The organism is Halomonas sp. KM007 (assembly GCF_050709225.1).
GTDB lineage: Bacteria > Pseudomonadota > Gammaproteobacteria > Pseudomonadales > Halomonadaceae > Vreelandella > Vreelandella hamiltonii.
Genome location: NZ_CP136131.1, coordinates 611,894 through 624,951 on the forward strand (window position 1 = coordinate 611,894; position 13,058 = coordinate 624,951).

The following is a 13,058-nucleotide window of genomic DNA, read 5'->3' on the forward strand; positions in this document are numbered from 1 at the left end:
ATGATCATACTTAGGTGCCAAAATCGGCACTCCTGGCGGAGTGCTTCGCGGGTGCGCTCCGCTTACGCCGCGCTACGGGGCCTGCCTAGAGTGCTGCGAACCATTAGAGCGGAGTGCTTGCCCCGTAGCGCGGCGTAACGAATCTTGCGAGGCACGAGCAAATGAGGCACCCGCGAAGGCGGCGAGTAGCCGCCTGGATGAAGCCACCGTTAATGATCATACCTGGGTGCCAAGACCGGCACTCCTGGCGGAGTGCTTCGCGGGTGCGCTCCGCTTACGCCGCGCTACGAGTGCCTACCTAGAGTGCTGCGAACCATTAGAGCGGAGTGCTTGCCCCGTAGCGCGGCGTAACGAATGAGCGAGAGCAACGAGCAAATGAGGCACCCGCGAAGGCGGCGGGTAGCCGCCTGGATGAAGCCGCCGTGAATGATCATACCTGGGTGCCACCATCGGCACTCCTGGCGGAGTGCTTCGCGGGTGCGCTTCGCTTACGCCGCGCTACGGGGCCTGCCTAGAGTGCCGCGAACCATTAGAGCGGAGTGCTTGCCCCGTAGCGCGGCGTAACGAATAAGCGAGAGCAACGAGCAAATGAGGCACCCGCGAAGGCGGCGAGTAGCCGCCTGGATGAAGCCTCCGTGAATGGTCACATCTCGGTGCCACCATCGGCACTCCTCGCGGAGTGCTTCGCGGGTGCGCTCCGCTTACGCCGCGCTACGGGTGCCTGCCTAGAGTGCCGCGAACCATTAGAGCGGAGTGCTTGCCCCGTAGCGCGGCGTAACGAATAAGCGAGAGCAACGAGCAAATGAGGCACCCGCGAAGGCGGCGGGTAGCCGCCTGGATGAAGCCGCCGTGAATGATCATACCTGGGTGCCACCATCGGCACTCCTGGCGGAGTGCTTCGCGGGTGCGCTTCGCTTACGCCGCGCTACGGGTGCCTGCCTTGCATATTGTGGGGCCACGTAATACGGCGAAACGCGCGGAGTGCCCACTTTGATTTGCTTACGCCGCGCTACGTGAATTCCTTACCCTTTCAATACGCCTGATAAAAGCGCGGTGGCGCTTTCGATCAACTCATCCAAATGCTGCGGGCCTTTGAAGCTTTCGGCGTACACTTTGTAGAGCGATTCCGTGCCGCTGGGGCGTGCGGCGAACCAGCCGTTTTCGGTAGTGACTTTTAAACCACCAATGGCGGCTTGGTTACCCGGCGCTTTGACCAATACGGCAGTGATGGGGTCGCCTGCCAAGGTCGTGTCGGTGATGCTATCGGCGGTGAGGTTTTTGAACGCGGCTTTCTCTTCTGCGCTGCAGGCGGTATCGACCCGTTTATAGAACGGTTCGCCAAAGCGTTCGGTGAGGGTTTGGTAATACTCGCTGGGCGTTTTGCCGGTAACGGCCATAATCTCAGCGGCTAGCAAGCACAGCGCGATGCCGTCTTTATCGGTGGACCACGCCTCGCCTGCTTGGGTGAGCAGGCTTGCGCCAGCGCTCTCCTCGCCCCCGAAGGCGAGCCAGCCTTCGTGTAGGCCATCCACGAACCACTTGAAGCCAACCGGCACTTCAAACAGCTCACGGTTGTGCGAAGCCACAACGCGATCGATCATCGAAGAAGAGACCAGCGTTTTACCGATTTTCAGCGAATCGCTCCACTGCGGGCGATGGCTGATCAGGTAATCCACACACACCGCCAAGAAGTGGTTCGGGTTCATCAACCCGTTGGCATCCACAATGCCGTGGCGGTCGGCGTCCGGGTCGTTGCCAAAGGCGATATCGAAGCGGTCTTTAATCTTCAGCAGGTTCGCCATGGCATCCGCGCTGGAGCAATCCATGCGGATCTTGCCGTCGTGATCGGGCGGCATAAAGCGGAAGCTGGCATCAATGGTGGTGTTCACAACTTCCAGGTTTAGGCCAAAATGCTCACCAACCGCCTGCCACACGGGCAGCGCCGTGCCGCCCATGGGGTCTACACCCAGCGTTAAGTTGGCTTTTTGAATCGCCGCCATATCCACCACGTGACCCAACTGCGCTACATAATGCGCGGTGTAGTCATGCTCCTGGGCGTGGGCAAGCGCTTCTTCCAGCGGCACCAGCGTGATATCGCTTAGCTGACGAAGAAGGTACGCATTGGCACGCAGCTCGATCCATTGGGTCGCTTCGGTATCTGCTGGGCCGCCGTGGTGGAGGTTGTACTTAATACCGCCATCTTCTGGCGGGTTATGGGATGGCGTAATAATCAAGCCATCGGCTTTCGCGGCGTGCATTGCGTGGCGCTGCTGAGCGTTATGCTGCAAAATCGCGTGGCTAACCAAAGGCGTGGCCGTATAGCCATGGCCCTTTTCGATCATCACCAGCACTTTATTCGCCGCCAACACCCGCAAAGCACACTCCCAGGCAGTGCGTGAAAGCGCATGAGTATCCACTCCAAGGAACAACGGGCCTTGGTAGTCTTCCTCTTTGCGGTAATCTACCACCGCCTGGGTAATGGCGATAATGTGCGCTTCGTTAAACGTGCGTTCGGTGGCGCGGCCACGGTGGCCTGACGTTCCAAAGGTTACCCTCTCGCTAGCAATGCTGGCATCCGGTGTTTCATTAAAAAATGCCGTTACGATGGCTTCCATTTCCTTCTCCCTTGCTAGATATCATTTCTATCTCGCACGGTGCTTACGCAACGATGATAGTAGTAAACAAATCGATAAGGCTAACACAGCACCAATACGCACATGTTGTATCGCGCCTCAGCGCCACAAAGGTTAAACATGTGCAATCACAAAAAAGCCAGCCGAAAGGCTGGCTGGCTTGACCTACGAACGGCCGGATTACGCCAACGACGCAGCGATTTCCTCCGCGCAAGACGTCGCCTGCTCGGCATCAACTGCTTCAACCATCACACGAATCAGCGGCTCGGTGCCAGATTTACGCAACAGCACACGGCCACTATCACCAAGCTCCGTTTCTACGTTAGCCACCGCCGCTTTCACCTGCTCGCTTTCTAGCGGGTCGATGCCTTCTACGGCAGTGTAGCGAACGTTAATCAACGTTTGCGGTAGCTTGTGCATGCCCTGCTTCGCCACAAACAGGGTTGCCTCTTGCTGCAATAAGCAGGTGAGTACGCGTAGTGAGGCAATAATGGCATCGCCTGTAGAGGCGTGGTCTAGGCTCAATAAGTGGCCAGACCCCTCGCCGCCCAAGCGCCAGCCGGTGGCCTTGAGTTGCTCCATCACGTAGCGGTCGCCTACTTTGGCACGCTTGAAGGGCACATCCATGGCTACTAGCGCTTGCTCCAGGCCCAGGTTGCTCATTTGCGTTCCGACGACACCGCCGGTATAACCCGATGCCTTGGCATCTTTCGCCAGCAGGAACAGCAGCTCATCACCATCTACCACCGTACCGGTGTGATCCACCATCATCAGGCGGTCGGCATCGCCATCCAGCGCAATCCCCAGGTCGGCTTCATGCTGAAGCACGGCCGCCCGTAGGCTTTCCATAGCGGTGGCACCGCAGCCCGCGTTGATGTTCACGCCGTTGGGCTGGTCGTGAATACTCACCACCGTGGCCCCCAGCTCTCGGTACACGGCCGGGGCCACTTTATAAGCAGCGCCGTTGGCGCTATCTACCACTACATTCAGGCCGCTCAAGCTCAAGTGGCCGGGCAGGTTCGCTTTGCAGTATTCGATATAACGCCCAGCGGCATCGTCTACTCGGCGGGCTTTACCCAACAGCTCCGAACTCACACACGTCATGCCGCCTTCGATGGCGGTGTGCAGCAAACGCTCGATCTCTTGCTCTTGTGCATCAGTCAGTTTAAAACCACCCTGACCAAAAATCTTGATGCCGTTATCGTGAAACGGGTTATGCGAGGCACTGATCACCACCCCGGCATCCGCACGGAAGGTGGAGGTTAAATACGCCACCGCCGGAGTAGGAAGCGGCCCGACCAACGCCACGTTCACGCCTGCCGCTGAAAAGCCTGCCTCTAACGCCGACTCCAGCATATAGCCACTGGCACGGGTATCTTTACCGATGATGACCTCTTTAATGCCTTCTGCGCCCAGCACCTGCCCGGCGGCCCAGCCCAGCTTCATGGCAAAATCGGGGGTCATGGGGAATTCACCCACTAACCCGCGAACCCCATCGGTACCAAAATACTTTCGCATTCTCCAAACCCACCAAACGTATTATGTTAATGGCTGGCGAGCGCCTTAACGCGCTTCACCTAGCAATGTGTTGATATCCGTATCAGGCACCGCAATGGCATCGGGTGCAGGAAACGCCCGCTGACCGCTTATCGGTGCCAAGCAAAGTGGCTCACCGTTGCGTAACTGTTGAAGGTGCCACTCGCTCCAGCTTTCCCAGTAGGCCAGCCGTGCTGGGGAGACCTCATTTTCTTGATGCCCGGTATCTTTAGCGGTCATCAATGAATCATCTCGGTGCGCGCCAAACGCAAGCGGCTCAATCAAGCGTTTTACGGCACTCTTACCAAAATACAACTTCATGCGTGCCAAGAATTCACTATCTGCCCCGGTACGCACCAAATCCCAACTGCCCATGCGCTCGATCACCATACGACGAAACAGTGGCGAAGACGGGTTCAAGCGCGTAAACGGTGCTGCCTGGCGTACAAAAAACTTCCCTTCATCACTTAAGCGAACCCACTGAGACGTGGTCGCCATGATGGCCGGGTGTTTCAGCATGGGAGCCAGTTGGCGGCTAATTTTTTCAGGGTGCGACCAATCATCGGAATCATGGCAGGTAATGAACTCGCCATGCGCCTGCTGGTAGCCGTAGGTTTTAGCAACGTACGTGCCCGCGTTTTTCGGCAACTGATAACACCGAACCCGCGCATCTTGTTTAGCGCACGCCAAGAGCTGCTCAAAGGTGTTATCAGGGCTAGCGTCATCCACCACGATGATTTCAAGATGACGGTGCTGCTGAGCCAATAGCGAATCAATCGCACGAACGGCACGCTCTCCCGAGCAGTATGTCGTCATCAGCACACTGACCAGCGGCCCTTGGCTGGCAGGCGCGCTCTCATTATCTGCGTGGGCGGGCTTATCCAACGCTGCAAGATTCATGACGCCCAACGGGGCGTGCTCATCAACGGGCCTAACAGCGGCGAGCCCGTGGCGGGCCAAAAATTGATTGATGAAGTCGCACTGTTGAAGCGCCGTGGTGGCAGTAAGGTTACTTTCCACCAGCAACGCTTCAGGATTGGGGGTGTTAGCCGCCTGCTGGTAAGCCTGTAGCCTCTGCTTAGCTAAGGGATAATCCCCCAACCGCATGGCTAAGCCTACGGGTAGAAAAGACGAAGCAGGTAGCACCGCTTCATGGCAGAGCCGTTCCGCCAAGGGGGGCGAAAAGGCAGCGATGGCTTGAATGAACGCAGGCACACGGGCGCCTAGTTGGCCACTTTTCAACAGTGAACGCGCCACTGCCTCGGCTTCCTGAGCTTCCCCCAGAGCCGTTAACGAGGCCGCTCTAGCGAACTGAGCATTCACGTTATCTGGGAAGGCAGGCTGGTTCACCACTGTTTGGTACATTCCCAAGCGATAGTAAGACCACACCCCCGCCGCTGATTGTGCGAATGATGAACCACCCGCCGCCAAGGCCAGCGCGTGCTGCCCCACCCACTGGCGCAGCCGTGCTTTTCCTGCCTTAAACACCTGCATCCTTACTCCTGCATTACTACCTACCTGACTAGCTTACGGGCTGATCAGGTAATGAAAAATCAAAGGTAAGCGCATGGCCGTTAGATTCCTGCGACTGCCCCAACGGTACACCCGCAGAGTGTTCCAGCTGCTTCACCTGACGCTTTAAGCGGTCATTCTCTTCCAGCAACTGGCTCAGCTGCTCGGCCATTTCACCACGCTCTACCGCATAGTGTTCCACCAGCGCTCGCAAACGTGCTTCCAGGCTCGCGATTGTTTCCTGTGCATCCGACATGGTGCCCCCACTCAGGTGTTATTTGTTATATCGCTCCCTGCACAACGATGCGGCAAAATCACTGCCCCAGGCGGTTCACTCCTGAACATTCGCCTACAAAAAAGGGCCTTAAGGCCCCTGCGTGGTCATCTTATCAGAAGTTAACTCCCGCGCCCCAATGGCGCCGCCAACACATTGCTTCGCGGGTGCGTTCCGCTTACCACGCGCTACAGGTGCATGCACTGACCCCGTAGCGCGGCGTAACGAAAGAGCGAGAGCAACGAGCGAAGGAGGCACCCGCGAGGGCGGCGAACAGCCGCCTGGATGAAGCCACCGTGCGCCATTTCACCTTCGCGCTACCATCGGCACTCCTACCGGAGTGCTTCGCGGGTGCGCTCCGCTTACCACGCGCTACAAGTGCATGCACTGACCCCGTAGCGCGGCGTAACGAAAGAGCTAGAGTAACGAGCGAAGGAGGCACCCGCGAGGGCGGCGAACAGCCGCCTGGATGAAGCCACCGTGCGCCATTTCACCTTCGCGCTACCATCGGCACTCCTACCGGAGTGCTTCGCGGGTGCGCTCCGCTTACCACGCGCTACAAGTGCATGCACTGACCCCGTAGCGCGGCGTAACGAAAGAGCTAGAGTAACGAGCGAAGGAGGCACCCGCGAGGGCGGCGAACAGCCGCCTGGATGAAGCCACCGTGCGCCATTTCACCTTCGCGCTACCATCGGCACTCCTACCGGAGTGCTTCGCGGGTGCGCTCCGCTTACCACGCGCTACAGGTGTATGCACTGCCCCCTGTAGCGCGGCGTAACGAATCTTGCGAGGCACGAGCAAATGAGGCACCCGAGTGGGCGGCGCTTAGCCGCCCCGGTGCAGCCCACCAAACCGCCTCACTCCACCGTAACACTCTTCGCCAAATTACGCGGCTTATCAACATCGGTGCCTTTCACCAACGCCACATGGTAAGAAAGCAACTGAAGCGCTACCACGTGTAACACCGGTGAAAGCAACCCGTAGTGCTCAGGCATCAACAGCACGTTCACACCGTCAGACGACGTCACTGCACTGCCACCATCGGCGAACACATAAAGCTGGCCGCCACGGGCGCTCACTTCCTGCATGTTGGCTTTCAGCTTTTCCAACATTTCATCGTTGGGCGCTACCACTACTACCGGCATGTCGGAATCCACCAGTGCCAACGGGCCATGCTTCAGCTCACCCGCTGGGTAGGCTTCCGCATGAATGTAGGAGATCTCTTTGAGCTTCAGCGCGCCTTCTAAGGCAATGGGGTAATGCCGACCACGGCCCAAAAACAGCGCATGGTGCTTATTGGCAAAATGCTGTGACCACGCCTCGATGCTGGGCTCTAATGCCAGCACTTTATCCACGGCAATGGGCAAGTGACGAAGCTCGTCTAAATACGCTTTTTCGTCGTCATCGCTCAAGCGCTGATTCGCCTTGGCAAGCAGCAGCGTGAGTAAGAACAGCGCACTAAGCTGAGTGGTAAACGCTTTGGTAGAGGCCACACCAATTTCCGGGCCTGCGCGGGTGATAAAGCGCAGCGCGGTTTCACGTACAATGGCAGATTCCGGAACGTTACAGATCGCCAGGGTGAAGGTATGCCCCTGCGCCTTTGCATGGTGCAGCGCCGCCAGGGTATCCGCTGTTTCACCGGACTGAGAAATCACCACGACCAACTGCTTTGGGTTAGGCACGCTATGGCGATAGCGGTACTCGCTGGCAATTTCTAAGTTACAAGGAATACCCGCCACCTGCTCGATCCAGTACTTCGCCGTCATGCCTGCGTAGCTAGAGGTACCACACGCTAGAATCAGTACCGAATCTACCTGCTGGAAAATCTCTGCGGCTTCCGCACCAAAAATGCCGGGCTGCAACTGCCCTGCCCCGCTAATCATTTCCAGCGTGTTACTCAGCGCCTGGGGCTGCTCGAAGATTTCCTTCTGCATGTAGTGGTTGTAATCGCCCAACTCGACCGCGTTGGCGTTCAAGCTAGACGTGACAATGGCACGCTCGACCATCTGGCCAATACCATCGACCACTACCACAGCATCGCGGCTCAAACGAGCTACATCGCCGTTTTCCAGGTACATCATCCGCTTGGTAACAGAGAGCAGCGCAGAGGCATCGGATGCCGCATAGTAGCCATCTTCTGCAACGCCCAGCATTAACGGGGAGCCTTCACGGGCAACCACCAAGCAATCCGGTTCTTCCTCACTGACTACCGCTAACGCAAAGGCACCCTTCAAATGAGCAACGGCGCACTGCACAGCGGAAAAGAGGTTTTCAGCGGGTTCGCCAATTTGGCCCTTAAAACAGGCTTGAATCAGGTGAGCAATGGTTTCTGTGTCGGTGTCCGAGGTGAACACATACCCCAGGCCTTGAAGCCGCTCACGTAGAGACTCGTAGTTCTCGATAATGCCGTTATGCACCACCGCTAAACTAGAGGAGATGTGCGGGTGGGCATTGCGCTCGGCGGGCACGCCGTGGGTCGCCCAACGTGTGTGGGCGATACCCACATGCCCGTTAATACCCGCTTGCGCCACTTTGCTGGCTAGCTCCGCCACACGCCCTTTGGCACGGGCGCGCTGCAACCCATTATTGAGTACCGCCAAGCCTGCCGAATCGTAGCCGCGATACTCCAGGGTAGACAGCCCTGCGAGTAGAAATTCGGTGCTTTCCTTTGCGCTAATCGCGCCAACAATGCCGCACATAGTATTTCCGTTAATTCAGAATGAATTTTTTAAAGAACAGCTCTTAGTAAACAACTATATGCATTTGCATAGATGCACCAAGTGCTAATTAAGCTCGTGACAGAATACCGAGGCCCTTTTCAAGAGGGTAGTATTCCAAATTAAACCCATAATCATCAGCCCAACGCTGGCAGATATCTTTTTCTTCTTGACGGACGGTGTCATCCATCCACACCTGCGCTCCAGGATTTAACCTTTCAAAAAGCGCAGGCAATGCAGGGTAGCGAGCGAACTCACAAGTGCCGCCTGGAGGGCCATCGACAAGCAATAAGTCGATACCCTCTATAGCTTTCAATAAGCGTTCGGGATACCAGAAAGGTGGCTTTTCCGCATCAGATGGGCAAAGGTGATGCTTATTCCAAGCTTCCAGTTCTCCAACACGTAAATCTACCCAAGGTTGCAAATTTTCTGCAATTAACGTGTCAAGCGTCTGCTTGCCGTAATGACTGCTATGTTCAATGGAAATCAGTTGACCAAAACCATTCTGACGAAGAGCATCAGCCGTCACTAAAGTGGAGGAACCACTACCAAACTCAACGACCACTTTGGGCAGGCTAGCCATGACATGAGTGTGAAGCTTTAGAAGGACATCGGGTGAGGTAGCCCATCCTCTTAATGGTGGCAGTTGACTGTTAATCTTTAGGCGGCGTTGTAGCCAAGAAAAAGCCTCAAACTGAGCATACGCTTTTAGCTCCAACTCAACTTGACTTCTAATCACTTTATTGCCAAAAAACCTGATTTCTTTTATTATCTTTTCAGAGAATTCTATATAATTATCATTATTTCCACTCACAATCATCCCCCCTTACAAAACGTTAGCTGTGCTTTCAATTATTTTTTTCTTCACCTCACGAAGCTTTTTCTTTAAAGCAGTTGCCTCAGCCTGTAACTCCTGACTAATATCCCAAGTTTTACCTTTATCTGCTGGGCTAGCTTTAGATGCATACTGCCTATAAAAATCATAGCAACTCATATCAAATGAGAAATCGTCATACACCTTACTAGTCAAATAAGTTTTTGCAGAAGAATTTAATATAGACCTGAATCCGTGAGACCGGCCCCCGGAAGCACTTCTAACCCACTGACCTGCATGGCAATATAGCCATTATCGCCATTCACCCAGACAGTGCCATGCCCAACATAAAGTTCCGCGCCAGTTGCCGCACCCTCACCAGCCACGCCGGGCTGTCCATCATCGGGCAATGCTTCGAGATCGCTGGCGTCGACAGCATCGACAGCCGCTTCCCCACCACGCTGGGCATGCGCACCAGTGACGTGATCAAGAGCTACCTGGGCCTGCTGTGTCTGGGCATGAGCGACTATGACGCTGTCGAGAACTTCCGCCGCGACAAGCCCTTCCAACAACTGCTGACCCTGCAGAAGGTGCCGAGCGCGGCGACACTGCGACAGCGGCTGGAAAAACTTGCCGCCAACGACCTGCAGGCGCGCACCGCCACCTGGTCCACGACCCTGCTGTCACTGATCGAAGCACCGATCACCGCCGAGACGACGCACGTCTGCCTGGACATCGACACCTTCGTCATGGACAACAGCAACTCGAAGAAGGAAGGCGTCTCGCGGACCTACCAGAAGGTCGATGGCTACACCCCGATCGCCGCCTATCTGGGCAACGAAGGGTGGTGCCTGGGTCTGGAACTGCGGCCTGGCAAGCAGCACACCATGAAGGAGAGCAACGCCTTCCTGGAGCGGGTACTGCCTCGCGCCCAATGCTTGACCAAGCAACCGATCCTGTTACGCGAGGACAGCGGCTTCGACAGCCAGGCGCACCTGGCGCTTCTCGAACAGCAACGCCAGGTCTTTGCCGACGAGGGGCGCCGGCTCGACTATGTCGTCAAATGGAACCCGCGTGGCTCGGCCACGGCTGATCGAGATACCTGGCTGGCGGTGGCGGCGGACTACTGGGAAGAGCTGCGTCCTGGCAAGCGCCAGGCGCTGTGGTCGCAGACCGTCTCGATCCACGACGACAACAAGACCGAATACGTCGTCCAACGCGTGATGCGCCTGGTAGAGCGCACCGCCGATCGCGATGGCCAGTTGCTGCTCGAACCGGACTATGAGTTGGAAGGCTGGTGGACCAGCCTGGACGAGGCGCCGGAGGCGGTGATCAAACGCTACCAGGCGCATGCCACCCATGAGCAGTTTCACAGCGAGATCAAGACCGATCTCGACCTGGAGCGCTTGCCGTCCGGCAAGTTCGCCACCAACGATCTGATCCTGCATCTCGCCCAGTTGGCCTACAACATCCTGCGCCTGATGGGACAGCTGGGCATGACCGGCGAGCTGAGCCCGGTTCGCCACCCGCCAAGCGGCGCCGGCTGCGCACCGTGCTACAAGAGCTGGTGCACCGTGCGGCTCTCGTGATTCACAAGGCACGGCAGATCATCCTCGACTTCGGGCAGGATATCGGGCGCATGACGGTGCTCAAGACGCTGCGGAGCCGAGTGCGTTATCCACGAGGAACGCCATGCTGACCGTCAATCGGCGACACTCTATCCACAAGCAGTTCCAAGCGACACGCGATCGCCAGATATGTCGTGCCTGGCGGGTGGAAAGGCATGACAAAACGGGCCGTCAGCACCGATCAGCACGGTGGGTTTTGGCAATAACGGGCTTGCGAAAGCCAACTTGCACGGGGCGAATGATCAAAAAGTGCTCGCTGGCGGTGATAGGGAAAGTGTCGGCGCCGGCTTCACGGATTCAGGATAGAGTTCTTCACTGCCGAAAAGCGAGAATCAGACTGCTTATGTCTTGACCTGAATCCGTGAGACCGGCCCCCGGAAGCACTTCTAACCCACTGACCTGCATGGCAATATAGCCATTATCGCCATTCACCCAGACAGTGCCATGCCCAACATAAAGTTCCGCGCCAGTTGCCGCACCCTCACCAGCCACGCCGGGCTGTCCATCATCGGGCAATGCTTCGAGATCGCTGGCGTCGACAGCATCGACAGCCGCTTCCCCACCACGCTGGGCATGCGCACCAGTGACGTGATCAAGAGCTACCTGGGCCTGCTGTGTCTGGGCATGAGCGACTATGACGCTGTCGAGAACTTCCGCCGCGACAAGCCCTTCCAACAACTGCTGACCCTGCAGAAGGTGCCGAGCGCGGCGACACTGCGACAGCGGCTGGAAAAACTTGCCGCCAACGACCTGCAGGCGCGCACCGCCACCTGGTCCACGACCCTGCTGTCACTGATCGAAGCACCGATCACCGCCGAGACGACGCACGTCTGCCTGGACATCGACACCTTCGTCATGGACAACAGCAACTCGAAGAAGGAAGGCGTCTCGCGGACCTACCAGAAGGTCGATGGCTACACCCCGATCGCCGCCTATCTGGGCAACGAAGGGTGGTGCCTGGGTCTGGAACTGCGGCCTGGCAAGCAGCACACCATGAAGGAGAGCAACGCCTTCCTGGAGCGGGTACTGCCTCGCGCCCAATGCTTGACCAAGCAACCGATCCTGTTACGCGAGGACAGCGGCTTCGACAGCCAGGCGCACCTGGCGCTTCTCGAACAGCAACGCCAGGTCTTTGCCGACGAGGGGCGCCGGCTCGACTATGTCGTCAAATGGAACCCGCGTGGCTCGGCCACGGCTGATCGAGATACCTGGCTGGCGGTGGCGGCGGACTACTGGGAAGAGCTGCGTCCTGGCAAGCGCCAGGCGCTGTGGTCGCAGACCGTCTCGATCCACGACGACAACAAGACCGAATACGTCGTCCAACGCGTGATGCGCCTGGTAGAGCGCACCGCCGATCGCGATGGCCAGTTGCTGCTCGAACCGGACTATGAGTTGGAAGGCTGGTGGACCAGCCTGGACGAGGCGCCGGAGGCGGTGATCAAACGCTACCAGGCGCATGCCACCCATGAGCAGTTTCACAGCGAGATCAAGACCGATCTCGACCTGGAGCGCTTGCCGTCCGGCAAGTTCGCCACCAACGATCTGATCCTGCATCTCGCCCAGTTGGCCTACAACATCCTGCGCCTGATGGGACAGCTGGGCATGACCGGCGAGCTGAGCCCGGTTCGCCACCCGCCAAGCGGCGCCGGCTGCGCACCGTGCTACAAGAGCTGGTGCACCGTGCGGCTCTCGTGATTCACAAGGCACGGCAGATCATCCTCGACTTCGGGCAGGATATCGGGCGCATGACGGTGCTCAAGACGCTGCGGAGCCGAGTGCGTTATCCACGAGGAACGCCATGCTGACCGTCAATCGGCGACACTCTATCCACAAGCAGTTCCAAGCGACACGCGATCGCCAGATATGTCGTGCCTGGCGGGTGGAAAGGCATGACAAAACGGGCCGTCAGCACCGATCAGCACGGTGGGTTTTGGCAATAACGGG

Annotated in this window: 7 protein-coding genes and 2 pseudogenes; 2 read left to right on the top strand and 7 right to left on the bottom strand. The window is 57.5% G+C overall.

The window, feature by feature from the left end:
• Positions 1-1,022: 1,022 nt before the first annotated feature.
• The 7 genes from pgm to RVM27_RS02930 form a co-directional block, all read right to left on the bottom strand.
• Complete coding sequence (pgm, locus tag RVM27_RS02900; RefSeq protein ID WP_498957304.1) at positions 1,023-2,615, bottom strand: phosphoglucomutase; 1,593 nt, start codon at positions 2,613-2,615, stop codon at positions 1,023-1,025.
• Positions 2,616-2,813: 198 nt separating this feature from the next.
• Positions 2,814-4,151: a phosphoglucosamine mutase gene (gene glmM, locus RVM27_RS02905; protein WP_498957305.1), complete on the bottom strand. Its 1,338-nt coding sequence runs from the start codon at positions 4,149-4,151 to the stop codon at positions 2,814-2,816.
• A gap of 45 nt (positions 4,152-4,196) precedes the next feature.
• Positions 4,197-5,663, bottom strand: a complete 1,467-nt coding sequence (locus RVM27_RS02910) for a glycosyltransferase family 2 protein (protein ID WP_498957306.1) — start codon at positions 5,661-5,663, stop codon at positions 4,197-4,199.
• Positions 5,664-5,691: 28 nt separating this feature from the next.
• On the bottom strand, positions 5,692-5,937 hold the full coding sequence (locus tag RVM27_RS02915; RefSeq protein ID WP_498957307.1) for a hypothetical protein: 246 nt from the start codon (positions 5,935-5,937) through the stop codon (positions 5,692-5,694).
• Between the two features lie 875 nt (positions 5,938-6,812).
• A complete protein-coding gene (gene glmS / locus RVM27_RS02920; RefSeq protein WP_498957308.1) occupies positions 6,813-8,654 on the bottom strand; it encodes a glutamine--fructose-6-phosphate aminotransferase in 1,842 nt (613 codons plus the stop codon).
• An 88-nt stretch (positions 8,655-8,742) separates the two neighbouring features.
• Positions 8,743-9,486 carry a class I SAM-dependent methyltransferase gene (locus RVM27_RS02925; RefSeq protein WP_498957309.1) on the bottom strand — a complete coding sequence of 248 codons (744 nt, stop codon included), beginning with the start codon at positions 9,484-9,486 and terminating at the stop codon, positions 8,743-8,745.
• Positions 9,487-9,498: 12 nt separating this feature from the next.
• Positions 9,499-9,690, bottom strand: a complete 192-nt coding sequence (locus tag RVM27_RS02930; protein ID WP_498957310.1) for a hypothetical protein — start codon at positions 9,688-9,690, stop codon at positions 9,499-9,501.
• Positions 9,691-9,824: 134 nt separating this feature from the next.
• Here RVM27_RS02930 and RVM27_RS02935 point away from each other — a divergent pair.
• Both RVM27_RS02935 and RVM27_RS02940 read left to right on the top strand, forming a co-directional pair.
• Positions 9,825-11,185: pseudogene (locus RVM27_RS02935) on the top strand (IS1380 family transposase).
• 373 nt (positions 11,186-11,558) lie between these two features.
• Positions 11,559-12,919 (top strand): annotated as a pseudogene (locus RVM27_RS02940) (IS1380 family transposase).
• The last annotated feature ends 139 nt before the right edge of the window (positions 12,920-13,058 follow it).